This is a genomic window from Kitasatospora sp. NPDC057198 (assembly GCF_042670125.1).
Taxonomy (GTDB): domain Bacteria; phylum Actinomycetota; class Actinomycetes; order Streptomycetales; family Streptomycetaceae; genus Kitasatospora.
On record NZ_JBHUWH010000121.1, the window covers coordinates 1 to 18685 of the forward strand.

The 18685-nt window shown below is 72.8% G+C and carries 14 protein-coding genes and 2 pseudogenes; 7 read left to right on the plus strand and 9 right to left on the minus strand.

The features are described from left to right. Positions 1-212: pseudogene (locus ACFUEL_RS16260) on the minus strand (hypothetical protein); the annotation flags it as partial. Positions 213-360: 148 nt separating this feature from the next. Between ACFUEL_RS16260 and ACFUEL_RS16265 the strand changes: the two are divergent. Continuing rightward, positions 361-1584 carry a hypothetical protein gene (locus ACFUEL_RS16265; RefSeq protein ID WP_380236898.1) on the plus strand — a complete coding sequence of 408 codons (1224 nt, stop codon included), beginning with the start codon at positions 361-363 and terminating at the stop codon, positions 1582-1584. Positions 1585-2043: 459 nt separating this feature from the next. On the opposite strand, the gene ACFUEL_RS16270 is transcribed toward ACFUEL_RS16265, so the two are convergent. Both ACFUEL_RS16270 and ACFUEL_RS16275 read right to left on the minus strand, forming a co-directional pair. Then, complete coding sequence (locus tag ACFUEL_RS16270) at positions 2044-2772, minus strand: MBL fold metallo-hydrolase (protein WP_380236899.1); 729 nt, start codon at positions 2770-2772, stop codon at positions 2044-2046. Between the two features lie 39 nt (positions 2773-2811). Next, positions 2812-3225 carry a heme-binding protein gene (locus tag ACFUEL_RS16275; protein WP_380236900.1) on the minus strand — a complete coding sequence of 138 codons (414 nt, stop codon included), beginning with the start codon at positions 3223-3225 and terminating at the stop codon, positions 2812-2814. Between the two features lie 119 nt (positions 3226-3344). Here ACFUEL_RS16275 and ACFUEL_RS16280 point away from each other — a divergent pair. The 3 genes and pseudogenes from ACFUEL_RS16280 to ACFUEL_RS16290 form a co-directional block, all read left to right on the plus strand. Then, positions 3345-3650 (plus strand): annotated as a pseudogene (locus tag ACFUEL_RS16280) (helix-turn-helix domain-containing protein); the annotation flags it as partial. A gap of 61 nt (positions 3651-3711) precedes the next feature. Beyond that, the gene (locus tag ACFUEL_RS16285; RefSeq protein WP_380236901.1) at positions 3712-4299 is read left to right on the plus strand and encodes a hypothetical protein; all 588 of its coding nucleotides are present in this window, start codon (positions 3712-3714) and stop codon (positions 4297-4299) included. A gap of 227 nt (positions 4300-4526) precedes the next feature. Continuing rightward, positions 4527-5276: a thioesterase II family protein gene (locus tag ACFUEL_RS16290; protein WP_380236912.1), complete on the plus strand. Its 750-nt coding sequence runs from the start codon at positions 4527-4529 to the stop codon at positions 5274-5276. 82 nt (positions 5277-5358) lie between these two features. On the opposite strand, the gene pntB is transcribed toward ACFUEL_RS16290, so the two are convergent. After that, on the minus strand, positions 5359-6789 hold the full coding sequence (pntB, locus tag ACFUEL_RS16295; RefSeq protein WP_380236902.1) for a Re/Si-specific NAD(P)(+) transhydrogenase subunit beta: 1431 nt from the start codon (positions 6787-6789) through the stop codon (positions 5359-5361). 6 nt (positions 6790-6795) lie between these two features. Beyond that, a complete protein-coding gene (locus ACFUEL_RS16300; RefSeq protein ID WP_380236904.1) occupies positions 6796-8352 on the minus strand; it encodes a Re/Si-specific NAD(P)(+) transhydrogenase subunit alpha in 1557 nt (518 codons plus the stop codon). 525 nt (positions 8353-8877) lie between these two features. Between ACFUEL_RS16300 and ACFUEL_RS16305 the strand changes: the two genes are divergently transcribed. The 3 genes from ACFUEL_RS16305 (at position 8878) to ACFUEL_RS16315 (ending at position 12276) form a co-directional block, all read left to right on the plus strand. Then, positions 8878-10350, plus strand: a complete 1473-nt coding sequence (locus ACFUEL_RS16305) for a hypothetical protein (RefSeq protein ID WP_380236905.1) — start codon at positions 8878-8880, stop codon at positions 10348-10350. Between the two features lie 94 nt (positions 10351-10444). Further along, positions 10445-11974 (plus strand): NAD(P)/FAD-dependent oxidoreductase, encoded by a 1530-nt coding sequence (locus tag ACFUEL_RS16310; protein ID WP_380236906.1) that lies wholly within the window; start codon positions 10445-10447, stop codon positions 11972-11974. Positions 11975-12078: 104 nt separating this feature from the next. Then, positions 12079-12276 carry a hypothetical protein gene (locus ACFUEL_RS16315; protein WP_380236907.1) on the plus strand — a complete coding sequence of 66 codons (198 nt, stop codon included), beginning with the start codon at positions 12079-12081 and terminating at the stop codon, positions 12274-12276. Between the two features lie 461 nt (positions 12277-12737). Here the strand turns inward: ACFUEL_RS16315 and ACFUEL_RS16320 are convergent, their stop codons facing one another. From ACFUEL_RS16320 to ACFUEL_RS16335, 4 genes are all read right to left on the minus strand, one after another. Then, positions 12738-13223 (minus strand): hypothetical protein, encoded by a 486-nt coding sequence (locus tag ACFUEL_RS16320; protein WP_380236908.1) that lies wholly within the window; start codon positions 13221-13223, stop codon positions 12738-12740. 36 nt (positions 13224-13259) lie between these two features. Continuing rightward, the gene (locus tag ACFUEL_RS16325; RefSeq protein ID WP_380236909.1) at positions 13260-13418 is read right to left on the minus strand and encodes a hypothetical protein; all 159 of its coding nucleotides are present in this window, start codon (positions 13416-13418) and stop codon (positions 13260-13262) included. A 272-nt stretch (positions 13419-13690) separates the two neighbouring features. Beyond that, positions 13691-15985, minus strand: coding sequence for a UvrD-helicase domain-containing protein (locus ACFUEL_RS16330; protein WP_380236910.1), 2295 nt, complete (start codon positions 15983-15985; stop codon positions 13691-13693). Between the two features lie 28 nt (positions 15986-16013). Then, on the minus strand, positions 16014-18617 hold the full coding sequence (locus tag ACFUEL_RS16335; protein ID WP_380236911.1) for a hypothetical protein: 2604 nt from the start codon (positions 18615-18617) through the stop codon (positions 16014-16016). Positions 18618-18685 lie beyond the last annotated feature (68 nt).

Here is an 18685-nt window from a genome sequence, read left to right on the forward strand (position 1 = left end):
CGCGACAGCGGCCGCCCCCCGTGCTCGTGCGGCCCCGCGCAGCTCGGCCACTCCTCACCGGCCGGCCACAGCAGCGGCCCGCCGACCGAACTCTCCCGGACGGACGGCGCCCCCGCACGGGGGTGCAGCCGGACGGCCCGCCGGGCCAGCGGCGCCAACTCCGGGAACAGGGACGCGATGTCGACCGGACGGGGCGGGGTCGTCCTCGGCATCCGTGCTCCTCCGGTCCGGTGGCCGTCCGCGGTCGTTCGCAGCCGTCCGCGGGTTTCGCGCGTTCCGGGCGGACTCTACCCGCGCGGGGCGGCGCCGGTCGCCGAAATCCGTTCGCCCCCGATCCCCGGGCGCGGGCACAATCGGCGGGTGGACCTGCCCTTGCTGCTGGCCGCCGTCGAACGCGGGGACGACGACGCGGTGCTCGAACTCCTCTACGACACCACCGTCGGCGAACAGGTCGGCGAGGACGTGGTGACCCTGCTGGCCGCCGCCGCGCGGGCCGGACGCGACCGGGTCGTCCACGGGTTGGTCGCCCGGGGCGCGAACACCGCCCGGCCCTGGGCGGGCGGCATCGATCCCGTGGTCTGGGCGGCCGAGAACGGCTGGTACTGGGTGCTGCAAGCCCTCCTGGCGGACGGCCGGCAGGACCGGCTGAGCAGTGACAGCCCGCACCGGCGCGCACTGCGCGCCGCGCGGGAGGCACTCGCCGCCGGCGCGTCGGCGGGGGACGGACCGCCGCCCGCGCACCGGGCGATCATCACCGAACTGGAGACCGCGCTCGGTGTCCGCCACCCGCCGGACGAACTGGCCGCCCGTGCCCTGGTGCACGCCGACCCGGACCACGACGACTGGTTCGCCTCGGCCGTCGCCCTCGGTGACCGGATCGACCGGGAGACCTTCGACTGGGCCCTCGCCGCCGCCGGGGACGCGTCCGACCCCGACCGCAGGCGCTTCGGGCTCGACACGATCAAGTACCTGGCGATCGGGTTCGACGTCCGCCCCGACGACGGCGACGACGACGCGGAACTCCCCTTCGAACGCGAGGCGGAGAGCTTCCTGCGCCCGCTGCTGGACAGCGAGCAGGACCCGTGCACGCTCGCCATCGTCATCGCCGCCTTCTCCTTCCACAACACCTCGGGCGACACCGTCGCTGCGGTCCTGCCCCATGCCCGGCACGCCGACCCCCGAGTCCGGGCCTGCGTCTGCCAGGCGCTCCGCACCAGCGTCCCCGAGCGCGAGGCAGCCCTCGCCGCCCTCGTCCGCCTGACCGATGATCCCGTGCCCGTGACCAGGGAGAACGCACTCAGCAAGCTCCTCAAGTCCAAGGCCGACACCCCGGAGGTGCGCGCCGCCTTCGCCGCGCACCTGACGGACCCGCACTTCTACGCCCGCCTCGAAGCCGCCGCCGGCCTCGCCCTGTGCGGCGACGAACGCGGCCTGGCGGCCCTGGGGGAGATCCGCGCCGGTCTCAAGAACCCCAACAGCCCCGGCTGGGGCCACTTCTCCACCATCGACCACCTGCTGCGTGCCCGCGCCGAGCGGAAAGCCGGGGGCACGGACGGGTCGTCAACCGACAGGACGATCACGTGATCGAGCTGCCCGGTTTCATGGTGACTGCCCGGCCCCGCCGGAGCCGGCGGGTCCGTACCGACCCGGCCGGGCACCCCTTCTGCCTGGGCCGCCACGAAGGGGCCATCTGGTCCGACGAGCGCGCCGGTGAGCGCGCCGGCGTCGAACGTCCCGGGGCGGGCTCCGGACGGCCCGCCCAGCACACGGCGCGCTGCACCACGTAGAGCTCCGGGTGCCCGACCTCGTCCTCGAACAGTCCCCGGCCCTCACCGCCGACCGGCACGAGCGTTGCCGTCCGGGGCTGAACCACCTCGCGTTCCATGTCGAAAACGCCTCCACGGTCGAGGAGCCGGGCCGCCGAGGCGGCCCGGCACGGTTGGCGCCCGATGTTCCCCGACCTGCACCCCCGCGCCGGCGGCGAACAGCACGACGCGGCCTGCCCGGAGAACAGCGACGGCTTCGAGGTCGGGCTCGTCGCGCTCAGCCGGTGCCGCCTCCCCCCGACGCGGCCCGGACGGCCTCGCCCACGCGGGCCGGGGAGGTGCGCCAGGGGGCGCCGTGGCCGGGGAGCACCCAGGACGCCGACAGGTCGGCGATCCGGTCCAGGGACGCGAGCGCCAGGGCCGGGTCGTCGGTGAAGGGCGCGGGCTGCGGGCCGGTGCGCCCGGTGAGGACGTGCCGGGTGGTCAGCGCGTCCCCGACGGCGAGCGCGTCGGCGAGCGGGACGTGCACCGCCACGCTGCCCGGGGAGTGTCCGGGCATTCCCACGATCACCGGGCTGCCGGGCAGGTCCAGCACGTCACCGTCGGCGACCTCGGTGACGGCGCCGAGGTGACGCGTGCGCAGGGCGTTCTTCCGGAGGGAGAGGCCGAGGAAGCCGAGCGCGGGGCCCGGCCGCCACGGGCCCAGCGCGACCTCGGGCTTCGCGCCCGTCCGCGCGCGGTCGGCGTCGGCGGCGTGGACGAACACCGGTACGCCGTGCGCGACGCGCAGGCGCTCGGCGAAACCGATGTGGTCGGAGTCGCCGTGGGTCAGCACGAGGCCGCGGACGTCCTCGACGGACTTGCCGAGGGAGCGGAGCTCCGACCGGAGGTCCCGCCAGTGGCCGGGCAGACCGGCGTCGATGAGCGTGACGCCCTCGGGGGTGTCGATGAGGTAGCACGCCACGAGGTCGTTCCCGAGGCGGTGCAGGTGGGGCGCGAGTTTCACGGTTTCTCCCGGTGGGGCGGAACACGGGGACGGTGGGGGTCAGTTCGCCGTGCAGGCCCGCGCGATCAGGACGTCCTGCTCGGCGGTGCCGCCGGAGACGCCGACCGCGCCGAGGAACCGGCCGGCCGGGTCGGTGACCGGGAGGCCGCCGCCGATCGAGACCAGGCCGCCGTTGGTCCACTCGATGCCGTAGCAGGGCCCGCCCGGAGCGGAGAGGCCGCCGAGCATGCCGCTGGGCGCCCGGAACAGCGCGGCGGTGCGTGCCTTGCGCAGCGCGATGTCGATCGAGCCGAGCAGGGCGCCGTCCATCCGGACGAAGTGCAGCAGGTGGCCGCCGGCGTCGACGACGGCCAGGTTCACCGCCAGGCCGAGACCGGACGCGGCGGCGAGGCCCGCCTCGGCGCGGCGGACGGCGTCCCGCAGGGTCAGCGTGGTGAGCGTGGTTTCGGACACGGGAACTCCCGGGAGATCGAGGAAGGTTGGACGTCTTCACCCTCCTCCCGGGCCCGTGGCGGTTCCAGGGTCGGCCACACCCAGGAACCGTACTCCCGCCGTCCGCGACAATCACCACCATGGACGGACACGGGGACAGCGGCGACGGGCGCGGACACGCGGGCGGGCGTACGGATGGGCGTACGGGCGGACACGCGGGCGGGCGTACGGGCGGGCGCGGCGGCGGGCGCCCGCGTGGCGGCCCGCTCGGGGAGTTCCTGCGGAGGAAGCGGGCCGCCCTCACCCCGGCCGAGGTGGGACTGCCCGACAGCGGCCGGTTCCGGCGCGTCCCGGGGCTGCGCCGCGAGGAGGTCGCCCAGCTCGCGGACGTCGGCGTGGACCACTACACCCGGCTCGAACAGGGACGCAGCACCGGCGTGTCGGAGGCCGTACTGGCGGCCGTCGGCCGGGCCCTGCGGCTGAACCGGGACGAACTCGCCTACCTGCATGCCCTGGCCCGCCCGTCCGGCCCCCGGCCCGGCCGGACCGGGACCGGCCCTCGACCCCGCCACCCGGGCGCTGCTGGACGGACTGGGCACCGCCCCCGCGCTGGCGCTCGGGCCGCGCAACACGATCCTCGGCTGGAACGCCGCGGCCACCGCGCTCTTCCTCGACTTCGCCGAACTCCCGCCCCGGGAAAGGACCATGGTGCGGCTGCTGTTCCTCGAACCGGAGTTCCGGAACCGCTACGCCGACTGGCCGGCCGCCGCCGAGGACGCCGTCGCCCGGCTGCGCCTGCAACTCGCCGAGCGGCCGGGGGACGGGGAGTTGCACCGGCTGGTGGCCGAACTCGCCGAACGGGACGCCGACTTCCGCCGGCTGTGGGCGGGCCACGCCGTCAAGGGCGCCGACCGGGGACGCAAGGCGTACCTCCACCCGCTGGTGGGCCGCTTCGAACTCGACTGGCAGGCACTGACGTTCAACGCCCAGCAGGACCGGTCGCTGGTGGTGTGGACGGCCCCGCCGGGCAGCCCCGCCGAGCAGGCGCTGCACTTCCTGTGCGCCTGGGCGGGCCGGCGGTCGGTGGAACGCTGACCGGCCCGCGCCGCGGTCCTCCCGCGCCGAGACGGACGTCGAGCCCGGTCACCGTCCCGGATCGGCGGGGCGCTGCCGTCCGCACGGGACGGGGCGCCGGCTGTCGGCCGCCGGCTACCGGCCGTCGGCTGCCGGCCGTTCGGGGCGCCGGTACGCTCTGCGCCGTGACGCGTCCGGCGGTCGGCGGCCGCGCGGGGGCGGGGGACGGACAGGCGGGAGAGGGAGAGATGACCAGGAGCACCATCGGCAGCAGGTGGTTCCGGCGCCAACCGGCGTCGGGCGGTCCGGCCACCCGGCGGCTGGTCTGCCTGCCGCACGCGGGCGGCGCCGCCGGCGCCTTCCACGGCTGGGCGGAGCACCTCGGTGCCGGGGTGGAGCTGCTGGCGGCCTGCTACCCCGGCCGACAGGAGCGGCTCGACGAGGAGTGCCTCACCAGCATGGAGGAGCTCGCCGACGCGGTCACCGCGGCGCTGCTGCCCTTCCTGGACCTGCCGGTGCACCTGTTCGGCCACAGCATGGGCGCCACGCTCGGCTACGAGGTGGCGCTGCGGCTGGAGCGGGAGCACGGCGTCCGCCCGGCCGGCCTGCACGTCTCCTCCCGCAAGGCGCCGCACCGGATCACCCGGAACCCCGCGCACCTGGGCACCGACCAGGAGATCGTGGCCGAACTGCACGCGCTGGGCGGCACCGAGACGCGGCTGCTCGACGACCCGGACCTCTTCGAGCTGCTGATGCCCGCGATCCGGGCCGACTTCCGGATCGTCGGCAGCTACCCGGCCCGGCCGGTGCGGCGGCTGGGCTGCCCGGTGTCCGGCTACGTGGGCGACCGGGACGCCGGAGTCACCCCGGCCGACATGGCGGCCTGGGCGGACGCCGGGACCGGCCCGTTCGACCTGCGGGTGTTCCCGGGCGGCCACTTCTACCTGGCCGAGCACCGGGAGGCCCTGGTGCGCGACCTCGCCGCCCGGATCGGGTGACCCACGGGTCACCGCGGTCCGGGCGTCCGGGCGTCCGGGCGTCCGGGAGGACGTCAGGCGAGGGGTGTCAGGTGAGGGGGCGTCAGGTGAGGGCCGGGTCGAGGGTGTCGAGGGACTGCAGGATCTGTTCGACGCTCTGCTTGGCGTCGCCGAAGAGCATGCCGGTGTTGTCGCGGAAGAACAGCGGGTTCTGCACGCCCGCGTAGCCGGAGGCCATCGAGCGCTTGAAGACGACGACGTGCTCGGCCTCCCAGACCTTGAGGACCGGCATGCCGGCGATCGGGCTGGCGGGGTCGTCCAGGGCGGCCGGGTTGACGGTGTCGTTGGCGCCGATGACCAGGACGACGGAGGTGTGCGCGAAGTCGTCGTTGATCTCGTCCATCTCGAGGACGACGTCGTAGGGGACCTTCGCCTCGGCGAGCAGCACGTTCATGTGGCCGGGCAGGCGCCCGGCCACCGGGTGGACGCCGAAGCGGACCTCCACGCCGCGTTCGCGCAGCCGGCGGGTGAGGTCGGCGACGGGGTGCTGGGCCTGGGCGACGGCCATGCCGTAGCCGGGGGTGATGATCACGGACTTGGCGGCGGCCAGGAGTTCGGCGGTCTCCCGGGCGCTGATCTCGTGGTGCTCGCCCTGCTCGGCGTCGCCGCTCGCCGGGGCCTCGATGCCGAAGCCGCCCGCGATGACGGACAGGAAGGACCGGTTCATCGCCTTGCACATGATGTACGAGAGGTAGGCGCCGGAGGAGCCGACCAGCGCGCCGGTGACGATCAGCAGGTTGTTGTCGAGCAGGAAGCCCGCGGCGGCCGCCGCCCAGCCCGAGTAGCTGTTGAGCATGGAGACCACCACCGGCATGTCGCCGCCGCCGATCGAGGCGACCAGGTGCCAGCCGAGCAGCAGGGCCAGCGCGGTGACGGCGACCATCAGGCCGAGCGAGGGCGAGGCGGTGAACCAGGCGGTGAGCACGGCGAAGGCGCCGAGCGCGCCCAGGTTGAGCGCGTTCTTGCCGGGCAACACCAGCGGGCGGGAGGCGATCTTGGCGGAGAGCTTGAGGTAGGCGACGACCGAGCCGGTGAAGGTGACGGCGCCGATGAAGATGCCGATGAACACCTCGGCGTGGTGGATGGTCAGCAGGTCGGCGGTGACGGCGCGCTGGGCGTCGCCGTGCCGTTCCACCTCCAGGTAGCTGTTCCAGCCGACCAGGACGGCGGCCAGGCCGACGAAGCTGTGCAGGACGGCGATCAGCTCCGGCATCTGCGTCATCTCGACCCGGCGGGCCCGCCACAGGCCGGCCGCGGCGCCGAGCGCCATCGCGAGCAGGATCAGCGCGACGGCGCCCGCGCTGATCGTGCGGGAGGCGACCACGACCGTGGCGGTCAGCGCGAGGGCCATGCCGGCGATGCCGTAGACGACGCCGGCCCGGGAGGTGCGGTGCTGGGAGAGGCCGGCCAGGCTGAGGATGAACAGCAGGGCGGCGACCAGGTCCGCGGCGTGCGCGGCGGTGAGGGACGTCATCTCGGCTCAGCCTTTCGAGAACATGCTCAGCATGCGGCGGGTGACGGCGAAGCCGCCGAAGACGTTCACGCTGGTCAGCAGGATCGCCACGGAGGACAGCACGGTGACCAGGGTGCTCTCGTGCCCGATCTGCAGCAGGGCGCCGACCACGACGATGCCGGAGATCGCGTTGGTGACCGACATCAGCGGCGTGTGCAGGGCGTGGTGGACCTTGCCGATCACGTAGTAGCCGATCACCACGGCCAGTGCGAACACCGTGAAGTTCTCGGCCAGTTGGGGCGGGGCGAAGGCCACCAGCAGGAACAGCGCGAGCATCCCGGCGCCGATCAGGCCGAACCGGACGGCGGGGGCGAGCCGCCTGTCCGGCGCCGGCGGCGCGGCCGGGGGAGCGGCGGGCGCGGCCGCGGGCGCGGCCGAGACGGCGACCGGCGGGGGCGGCCAGGTGGTCGCGCCGTCCCGGACGACCGTCACGGCGCGCTGCACCGCGTCCTCGAAGTCGATCGCCAGCTGCCCGTCCTTGCCGGGGGTGAGCAGCTTCAGCAGGTTCACCAGGTTGGTGCCGAACAGCTGTGACGCCTGCGCGGGCAGCCGGGAGGCCAGGTCGGTGTAGCCGATCAGGGTCACCCCGTGGTCGGTGACCACGGTGCGGCCCGGCACCGTCCCGGCGACGTTGCCGCCCTGGGCGGCCGCCATGTCGACGACCACGCTGCCCGGCTTCATCGCCGCCACGTCCTCGGCGGTGAGCAGCTTCGGCGCGGGGCGGCCGGGGATCAGCGCGGTGGTGATCACGATGTCCACGTCCGCGGCCTGGGCCCGGTAGAGCGCGGCGGCGGCCCGGTCGTAGTCCGCCGAGGTGGCCTTCGCGTACCCGTCGGTGCTCGCCTCCTGCTCCGCCCGCACCGCCAGGTACTCGCCGCCCAGCGACTTGACCTGGTCGGCGACCTCGGGCCGCGGGTCGGTGGCCCGGACGATCGCGCCCAGGCTGGAGGCGGCGCCGATCGCGGCCAGCCCGGCCACGCCCGCGCCCGCCACCAGCACCTTCGCCGGCGGCACCTTGCCCGCCGCGGTGACCTGCCCGGTGAAGAACCGGCCGAAGGCGTGCGCCGCCTCGATCACCGCCCGGTACCCGGCGATGTTGGCCATCGAGCTGAGCACGTCCATCGACTGCGCCCGGGAGATCCGCGGCACCGCGTCCAGCGACAGCGCCGTCACCCCGCGCTCCGCCAGCGCGGCCAGCAGCTCCGGGTGCTGGGCGGGCGCCAGCAGGCCCACCAGGGTGGCGCCCGCGCGCAGCCGGTCCAGCTCGGCGTCCGAGGGCGCGTTCACCTTCAGCACCACGTCCGCCGCCCAGGCGTCCCCGGTGGCGGCGCCCGCCGCCGCGTACGCCGCGTCGTCGAAGCCGGAGGCCGCGCCGGCCCCCGGCTCGACGACCACGTCGTAGCCGAGGGCCAGCAGGCCGCGCACGGTGGCCGGGGTCGCCGCCACCCGGGTCTCCCCGGGTGCGGACTCGGCGACCACGCCGACCCGTTGGGGCGGGCGGGGAGAGGAGTCGTATCCAGACATCGCTCGTTCTCTCTCGTCGGAGGAGGTGGTGCCGGACGTGTTCCGTGACGGGGGGAAGTACTTCCCCCGGTCGCAGGAACCTAGACTTCCGACCCCTCCCGGCAGAACAGGGCGAATGGTGAAATGTGTCACCGCAACTCCCACCGACCGGAGTAGAACGGGCCCTTCGGAGCGGGCCCCGCAGGTGGGGGCGGGAACGCGGCGGAGGTTGCGGTCGGATAACAACCCGAGACGTTTGTGGTCGGACTTTGATCGGAAGTTGACCGGGTTTCTTTCCCGCCTGATGGGCCGCACATGGATGCTCGGTGAACAAATCGGACGCAGACCAGGTGAAATGACCGGAAGGTCCGATCCTGCCGCGCCGCCGGCCTCCCCGGGAGGTCCGGACGGCCGGGGTCCGGTACGGGATTGGCTCGAACGTGCCCTAGCATGGCCGTGCTCTCCGTCCTGGGGAAACGGACTGCCTCGCCGCCTGGGTGCGTATCGGCGTGCGACTCCTCTTACGTCCACCATGGAGTTATCGCCATGACTCGTCTCCGGCGTCGGCTGGTTGACCTCGCTGTTTTCGCCGTCGCGCTGGCGCTGCTCGCCATGCTGGCAGGCATTTTCGAGATCGACTCGGGCAAACTCTCCGGATCGCCGCACTACGTGTGGCAGGTGCAGTCCTGGCTGGACGGCCACTTCGACCTGGGCCCGAGTCCGGGCCCGCAGGTGGTCGACGACAAGATCACCGTGAACGGCCACTACTACCTGATGTACCCGCCGCTCCCGTCCCTGCTCATGCTGCCCTTCGTGTGGCTGATGGGCGACGGCTTCAGCGACATCTGGTTCACCTGGGGAGTGGCGGCGCTCAACGTGGTGCTGGTGTTCCGCACCCTGGAGGTGCTGCGGCACCGCCGGATCACCCGGCGCAGCACGCTGGAGAACCTCGTCCTGGCCGCGGTCTTCGGCTTCGGCACGATCTCGCTCTGGCTGTCGCTGGGCGGGAAGGTCTGGTTCACCGGACAGCTGATGAGCACCACCGCGATCCTCCTGGTGCTGCACAGCACGGTCTGCCGCCGCTGGTGGCTGGCCTGGCTGGGCGTCGGCCTGACCGCGCTGACCCGCACCACCGAGGTGGCCGTCGGCATCGTCCCGGCCCTGGTGTACCTCCGCGACCTGGGCGTGGGCCGCCGCACCGCCGGGCGGTGGAACTTCCGCCCCGCCAGGTGGCCCTCGCTGCGCGAGATCGCGGCCACCGTCGTTCCGCTCGCGATCTGCGGCGCGATCCTGCTGGCCCGCAACAAGCTGTACTTCGGCAGCGTCACCAGCACCGGCTACGACATCCACACGGCCAACGACGTGCGCGTCTTCCCGTACGGCCTGATGAACTGGCACTACGTCTGGCCGAACTTCGTCATCGACTTCCTGCGCTTCCCCGACTTCCACTTCACCGGCGTCAACGACGCCCACCCGGTGATGGACCTGCGGGGCGACGGCATGGGCACCAGCATCTTCTTCAGCACCCCGCTGATGCTGCTGTTCCTGGTCACCTCGCAGGGCAAGGCGGCCGACCGCTGGATGCGGACCGTGATGTGGACCGGCACCGCAGCCCTGTTCCTGCCGGTCATCATGTTCCAGGCGGCCGGCTACTTCCAGGTCGGCGCCCGCTACCTGCTCCCGATCTACCCCACGCTGTTCCTGCTGCTGGCGATGCGCGCCGAACGGATCGGCGCCCGCTGGCTGGTGCTCGGCGGCCTGGGGATCTTCAGCAACGTCCTGCTGGCGAAGGCGTTCTGGTCCGGACCTCCGTCCAGCCAGTTCGCCTGGACCACCGCCGGGATCGTCACCGCGGTGTGCGTCCTGGCCTACTGGCTGCTGGCCTTGACCGGCCGGACCCCCGCCCCCACGGGCGGCGACGGGCCGGCCACGGACGACGGCCCCGCGGCACACCGCGACGGCCTCCACGGCGTCGAGGCCGGCACCCGCCCCGGCGCGGGCCCCGTACCGTCCCCCTGAACCCCGACTGCTTCCCGAACCCCCGTACATCACATCGTCACCCACCCACAGACGGTCCTCCCGTGAGGACCACGAACCGAGGATCTGGTCAGACATGGAATCCAGCAGCAACCCGGACGAGCCCAAGCCGGCGACGGTGGTCATCGGAGCCGGCCCCGCCGGTCTGACCGCTGCGTACGACCTCACGAAGCACGGCTTCCCGGCCCAGGTCTTCGAAGCCGACGACGTCGTCGGCGGCATATCCCAGACCGCGGAGCGCGACGGCTGGCGCTTCGACATCGGCGGCCACCGCTTCTTCACCAAGGTCGCCGCCGTGGAGGCCCTCTGGCACGAGATCCTCCCCGACGAGGACTTCCTGCTGCGCCCGCGGATGAGCCGGATCTTCTACCGCGGCCAGCTCTTCGACTACCCGCTGAAGGCGGGCAACGCGCTCAAGGGCCTCGGCGTGTTCGAGGCCGTGCGCTGCATCGGCTCGTACTTCTGGGCCCGGGTGCGCCCGCCGAAGGACCAGTCGCACTTCGAGGGCTGGGTCACCGCCCGCTTCGGCCGCCGGCTGTTCTCGATCTTCTTCAAGACCTACACCGAGAAGGTGTGGGGCATGAAGACCACCGAGCTCCAGGCCGACTGGGCCGCGCAGCGGATCAAGAACCTGTCGCTGATGGCCGCGATCAAGAACGCGGTGCTGCCGAGCCGGAACCAGAAGGACATCACGTCCCTCATCGAGGAGTTCCAGTACCCGAAGTACGGTCCGGGCATGATGTGGGAGACCGCGACCGACAAGGTCCGCGCCCAGGGCGGCACGGTCGAGATGAAGACCCGCGTCGAGAAGGTCTACTGGGAGCAGGGCAAGGGCGCGGTCTCCGTCGCCGTGACCGGCCCCGACGGCGAGGTCTCGCAGGTCCCGGCCGAGCACGTGGTGTCCTCCACCCCGATCTCGCACCTGGTCCGGATCATGGAGCCGGCCGCGCCGGCCGAGGTGATCGAGGCCGCGAACAACCTGCGCTACCGCGACTTCCTCACCGTCGCCCTGGTCGTCCCGGAGAAGGACGGCTTCCCGGACAACTGGATCTACATCCACAGCCCGGGCGTCAAGGTCGGCCGCATCCAGAACTTCGGCTCCTGGTCGCCGTACCTGGTCAAGGAAGGCCGCACCTGCCTCGGCCTGGAGTACTTCGTCAACGAGGGTGACGAGCTCTGGAACATGACCGACGAGGAGCTGGTCAAGCTCGGCACCGCCGAACTGGAGCAGCTGGGCCTGACCAAGCCGGGCAGTGTCGAGGTCGGCTACGCGGTGCGCATCCACAAGGCGTACCCGATCTACGACGACCGCTACCAGGCGTCCCTGGACGTCATCCGGGCCTGGCTGGCCGAGGCCGTGCCGAACGTGCACCCGATCGGGCGCAACGGCATGCACCGGTACAACAACCAGGACCACTCGATGATGACCGCGCTGCTGACCGCGGAGAACATCCGCACCGGCTCCACCCACGACGTGTGGGAGGTCAACGTCGAGGAGGAGTACCACGAGGAGGGCGGCGACTCCAAGCGCTCCACCCCCGCGGGCACCGGCCGCGACGCGCCGTTCACGCCGCGCCGGGACGCGGACGAGCGCACCTCCGCCTGAACCCGCCACCGGGCCGGGCCGAACCCGGCCCGGCCCGGTGCGGGTCGCCCCGGCAGCGCCTTAGCACTGACTGACCGTCAGTGCCCCCTGCCACGCTGCCTCCCATGACCAACCACACCACCGCCGCCCCGCGGCGCACCGACTGGCACACCACCCACCTCGGCAGCCAGCCCATCCCCGTCCACTGCGGCCGCCTCGCCTACGACATCGATCTCGGCGAATGGGAGTGCGCCTGGTGCGACGACCGCGTCCACGTCCGCGACGTCCCCGACTGGCCGCACCCCACCAGGGCCCCGCACTGACCGACGGACGGGTCGGGCCCGGTCACCAGCACGGCGCACCGGCAACCGGGGTCGATAGCCCGCCGGAAGCGGACCGCCACGGGTGGCTCCTGCCACGGCAGTCTGGTCAGCTGCGGCCACTCCCGCACCCACCGTTCCCGCATCCACCGTGCGGCTCTTCGCCTCGTCCAGGCTCCCGCCGCCGTCCAGGGCCAGGCCCGCGCGCGGCTGGTCGCGGTGAAGGAGCAGACGGCGTCGGCCGGGTCCCGGTACGGGCGATCTCCCTGCCCCACTTCTCCGGGTGCCACAGGTGCCCCCGGTCCTGGCTGCGCGGTTCCGGTCCGACGCCGGGGTCCGCCACCGCCGCCAGGCACTTCCCGATCACCGCGTCCCCGGCCCCCCACGGCCGACCGGTGCATCGCACGGCGGACCACCGTTGCCCGGAGCGGAGTCGACGGCGCGGCGGACCGCCCTCCGACGCGTCACGGGCGGCCCGACCCGTCGGCTTCCGCGGCCCCGCCGTCCGGGGAGTCCCCGGCGCGCGACGAACGGAGCCGGCGCACCGCGTGGGGCGGCAGGAGCGGGTTGTCGGCCGGGGACGCCCAGTCGAACCGGCCGCGGACGCGGCGCAGGCGGGCGGCGGCGCGGCCGGCCCCGGCGGGGTCCGCCTGCGCGCGGTCCCGGAGGGCTCCGTCGACGACGGCGCCCAGTGGCGCGTCGGGGGCCTTGCGCCAGCGCTTCGGCCGCCGCCCGCCCAGGCGCTCCTCGACGGCGCCGGCCCGGACGCCGTCCGGCGGCCCCAGGAGCGCCGCCAGCGCGGTCTGGGCGCGGCGCCGGTTGGCGCTGTTGGGGAACCGCTTGTTGCGCCGGATGTTCTTGCGCGAACTCTTGTCGTTCTCGCCGTAGTCGTTGCGCCCGTCCCTGAGGTAGCTCAGCCGCTTCTTCTCCTGCGGTGTCCTGCGCTTCACCGTACCTGCGCCCCCTCCGGCTCCGGGAGCGCCAGGCTAGTGGCGGGCGGGCGCCCGGACCACTGGTTTCGACGCGGCCGGGGCCGCCCCGGGTGGGGCGGCGAGGCGGCCGGGCAGTGCCGCAGTGGGCAGGGTGAGCGCGTCGGTGACCCACTGGGGCTCGACGGGGAAGGCGTCGAACGCCCGCTGGATCACCGGTAGCGAGGTAGCGATGTAGCGAGGCGGCGAGGTGGCGACCGGTAGGTGTGCGGCGAACCGCACCCACGCGGGCGAGCAGGATCGTCAGGCGGGTCTGCCGTGCGCCTCTCGGGCCGGGGGCGGGCAGGAGGGGACCGGACCGGCCGCGGGCGGCCGGTCCGTGAGCAGGAGGATTCTGGTCCGCACGCTGCCCGTCCGGCCCGTCGCGGCCCCCGGCCTGAGCGCTGTGCCTCTGCTTTCCGCTGTTCCTCCGTCCGCCGGACAGCGGGTCATCGGGTCAGGAAGCGGCTGGGTTCCCCGTGCCAGGTGACGGCGAGTGCGTCGCGGGCACGGGTGCTGGCGACGAAGAGCATCGAGCGGGCCTTGCGCAGTTCCCGACGGTAGCGTGCAGGGTCCCGTTCGCTCAGGTGGTCGACCTGTTCGGCGCGAGGCAGCAGGTCCCTGGTGGCGCCCGCGATCAGGACGCGCTGGTACTCGAGCCCCTTGAACCGGTGCATGGTGCCCACGTGGATGTCGCCGTCGCCGCGCGGGCCGTCGGCGGTCAGCTCGGCGTAGGTGAGGTCGGCGCGGGTGGCGAGGTGGTACATCATCTGGCTGACCATGTCGCGGTCGGGGACCGCGACCGCGATCAGGCCGCGGGTGTTACGGCGGTTGCCGTTCTCGTCGACGGCGAGTTCGTTCCGCCATCCGCGCAGCAGGGCCGCCACACCATCGAGTTCGTCCTCCCACGTGGGGTAGCCGTGGAGTTCCGGGACCGGGCCGCTGAGTACGGACCGGTAACCGGTGAGGGTGTCCCTGCCCTCGTCCAGGTCGTCGTAGGTCTCGTCGGCGACCACGGTCCTGGCATGGGCGAGGATCTGCCGGGTGGTGCGGTAGCTCAGTGAGAGGCGGGAGGAGCGGCCGCGGATGTTGACGCCCAGGGTGCTGAGGGTCACTTGGTTGTCGGAGATGCGCTGGTGGGCGTCGCCGGCCAGGAACAGGTCGTTGGGACCGGAGGCCACCATGGCGCGCAGCATCTTCCAATGGGCGGCGCGCAGGTCCTGGGCCTCGTCCACGACGATGTGCCGGTAGCGGTGCTTGAGGTGGGCCGGGGTCGCCTCCGCGTCCCGGTGGATCAGCTCGCGGCCGTCGACCTGTGCCTGGTAGGCGAGGCGGGCCTCGATCCGGTCGGCCCGTTCCCGCTCGAAGCGCGCGGCCCGTTCGGCGGCCTGTCCCCAGGTCTCGATGCCCCGGCGGTTCAGACGGGTGGTGAACTCGTCGAGGATCTTCCAGACCTCCGCGCGTTCGGGCCGGGTGAGTGCGCGCCCGCGGCCCAGCCGGCGGGCCTGGAAGTAGGCGGCGCGGGTGCCGACGGAGTGGGCGAGGAGGACCTGCTCCCACTCCTCGATGAGGAACTCCGGTTCCCACCGGGAACCGAGATCCAGTTCGGCGAGTACTTCGCGCAGTTCGGCGGCTGCGGCGCGGTCCTCGACGAGGCGCTTAGAGCGCCCGGCGAGGGTGTTCTCGCTGACCACCTTGTGGGCGAGCTGGTCGATGTGGGCGATCTCGACACGGTTGAACAGGGCCGGGTCGTCGATGAGTTCGGACAGACGCTCGGCCAGGTCGGCGGCGAGGTTCTTGGTGAGAGTGGTCAGCAGGATCGGCTTGTCGTGGCCGGCGGGGAGACGGCGGACGAGGTGGTTGATGCGGTGCAGAGCGACGATCGTCTTGCCGGTACCGGGGCCGCCGGACACCCGGGCCGGGCCGCTGAAGTCGCGATCGACCAGCCGGGCTTGGGAGGGGTGCAGGAAGACCTTCCAGGCATGGAAGTCACCGTCCTCCAGGATGGTGCGCAGGGCATCGTCGACCGTGGTGACCGTGGTGCGGGACAGGGCCGCGTCGAAGTCCTCCGGGTCGATCTCGGCGCCGACCGCGGCTGGCGAGGTGATCTCCGCGCGAACCTCGTCCGGGCTGTAGCCGGCCGCCAGGCCGTACAGGACGTCCTTGGAGAGCAGGGGCGCGTCCGCGAGCAGCCGGTCGAGTTCTTCCGCCAGCGTGAGGGTCAGCGCGACGGTGATCAGCGGTTCGGCGACGCCGAGTTCGCGCAGCAACTGGGGAGAGTATCCGGCGAGCAGGGGGCGTGCCTCGGCCACGGGCGCGGTGAAGGGCAGCGGGGAGAGGGCCCGTTCCCCGTCCGGCTCCGCCGGGGTGAGCGCGATCCCCGCTCGGCGCAGGGCGTCGGCACCGACCACGGACAGGTCGATGAACTCGATCTCGCCGGAGACCCGGTTGATCGCGACGCTGGTCTGCTCGTAGACGTCGCGGCGGTGGCGGACCGCGATGACCAGCCAGCTCTCGTCCCCGTCCGGTGCGGTGCCGGCGCGTACCAGCAGCGCCCGGTAGGAGTCGTCGACGCGCGCGGAGTAGACGCGTGAGTCGCCCTTGAGCTGCTTGAGCTGGAGCCCGTTGCCGCGAGGGTTCTCGCGGAAGCGGTGGGTGAAGTCGTAGAACTTCGCTTTGACCGAGCTGTCGAGCTTGTACAGCTCCTGTTCGGCCTTCAGGTAGAGGTTGAGCTGAACGGTCATCGTGTGCTGTTTCTCCGGAGCGCGGGGGTCAGGTCTGGGGCGCGGCGTCGGGAAGCGCGGCGGTGAGCTCGTCCAGGCGTTCCAGCCAGACGCCGGCGCTGTGCGCCGTCCATCCCGCGTCGCGGTAGGCGGCCTCCCGGCGTTCGGCCTCCTCATGGGTGGTGACGTCGTGCTGATCGGCGAGTACGGCCACCTTGATGTCGGGGCCGATCCAGGCGAAGTCGGCCGGCCAGCCGCCTTCTTCGAGCTCGTACCCGAAGACCGGTGCGGCCTTGCCGTGGGAGGCCAGTGCGCGGGCGAGTTCCAGATGGGCCGTTTCGGTGCGGGGGTCGAGCAGCGGGATGATCTCCTGCGCCCAAGCCGGGTCGGTGCGGACCTCCGCCTCCTGCTGCGGTGTTCCGTCGGGTTCGGTCCCGGCCACGGTGGAGCCCTCGGCCCCGGCAGCGGTGTCGGTTTCGGACGTGAGGAGACCGAGGATGTCCTTGTCGCCACGGATCTGCAGGTGCGCGAGGACCTGTTCCATGGTGACGGCGCCCTTCAAGCCGATCCGCTGACCGAGGTCGGACGGCAGAGGAGCCTGACCCGACAGGCCCATCAGGCGCAGGGCCCGCTCCGCGGGCTGGAGCGCGGACTCGGGTTCCCGGGCGATGCGCAGCGCCTTGAGCAGGCCGTCGCGGACGGCGAGGAAGACGTGGTCGCCCTCGACCGCCTCCAGCTGGAGGAGCAGGGGCCGCAGTGACCCGAACAGCGGCTGGTTGGCCCAGGAAACCGTGACGGTGCCCGCCTGGTGGGTGAGTTCGACCTTGCCACCGGGGGAGAGGCCGAGGTGAGCGGCGAACCCGGCCGGCACGGGGAATCCGGAGCCGCGAGTGTGCTCCCGGGTGATGTCGATGCGGTAGACCCAGGTCTTGTCGGTCCAGAAGCAGCGGCGGGTCCGGGAGATGTCCCGTTGCGGCTGGTAGTCGTCAGAGGCGGACTCGGTGGCGGCGAGGCGGACCCAGCCGCGTCGGTGGCGCTCGAAGGCAACGCCGCTCAGGTACACCTGGATCGACTTCTCGGAGACGTCGAACCGGCCGCACAGCGCTGCCACGATGTCCTCGGACCGGGCTTCCCCGCCGGCTGCTTCCAACTCACGCACGATCATCTCGCGGATGCCCAGGTACTCGGTACCGCCCCAGCGGCGGAGTCCGTAGCGGTCGCGGTCGGTGCGCAGGAAGCGCGGGTCGGACTGGAGCTGGTTGCGGAGGCTGGACGGGCTGGTCCCGTCGGCGAGCCGCAGGTTCAGCTCGTCACTGGACAGGGGCTCGCCGGCCAGCGCGAGGATCGCTTCGGCGCGCTCGTTCACATTGCGCCCCCACAGCAGCAGGTGGTCCTCGACGATCCGGAAACCGCCCAGGTCCTCCAACCAGGCTTCGGCGTCCGACCCGTCCACTCCGACCTCCGCCAGCACCTCCGGTACCTCGGCCCACCGCAGGGGCCCTCCGGCCAGGCGCTCGGCCAGTGCGCTACGGGTCCGTCCCTGGCAGGCGTCCAGCCCGTCGGCGGGGACCAGCCAGCGGCCCTGCCAACGGTGTTCAGGCAGGACGCAGGCGATGACCTGCCACAGCGGCACGTCCAGACCGGGCACGGCATCCGGGTGCCGGTGGTGGACATCCTCCAGCCGGCGGACGGAGGAGACCGGCCCGAGCAGCCGGGTGACGGCCCGCAGGTGGTCGGCCATCGGCGCGCCGGCAGCACTGTCGAGCCAGCTGCGCAAGGTGCGTTCCGCGGTGAGCTGGACCTGCCGGATCCGTTCCTTGGTCACGTCGAACCGCTCGCCCAGCACGTCCAGGGGGACCCGCGTGGAGGAGAACATCCGGGCTCCGGCGATGGCACGCTCGCGTTCGTTCCACGAATCGACCAGTGCCGCGAGGGCCTGCAGCGGGTTCTTCAGCAGTTCCGGCTCGGCCCCGGGCGCAGTCGACTCCGGGAGGACAGCGGTGTTCTCGGCCACCGGCGGCTCGGAGGCGGGCACGGTGTCGAGATCGGTCCGGACCGGCTCGGCTTCCGCAGCTCCGTCCTGCGCGGGTTCGGGCGTGACCGGCGGGGTGCTGGTCCAGTCGAGGAGGGCCCGCACGGCCTGTTGGAGATCGGACGGCGTGTCCTGGGGGAGCGCGCGGAGCAGCTGTTCGACCAGTGCGGCAAGCCCGGTGCCGGGGGTTCCGGGCCGCACCTCACCATCGGGCGCGGCGAGGTTGCGGCCGCCGACAAGGAAGGGGCGCAACTGGGCGTGCACCAGTACGGCGAGCCGTTCGTCGTCCCCAGCGGTCGGTACTTCCGCGATGGCCTCCTCCACCGTCGTGTTCAGATCGCGTTCCTGCCCCTCCGGGCAGAAAGGCAGGTGCGGCATCGCCGACCGGAGCGTCAGATGGGGCCAGAGCACGCGCAGGGCATGGGTGCTCAGTCGCGCGACCGTGTCGGGCGTGGCCGTGGCGACGGCGTCCGCCAACGGGGTGTCGGTCCACCAGCGGGCCGGCAACCGCGGATCTGCCAGGAGTTCCGCCAGCCGACGCGGATCACCCCAGCGGAAGGCGGGCAGCAGGTCGACCAGGACCCCGCCGGCTGAGGACCGCCCACTGCTCTCGAACGTCACGGTTGCGTCCACTTCCCCACGTCTCATGTGCTGCTGACACCCGCCGCACTCGGGCGGGTGCTGTGGAA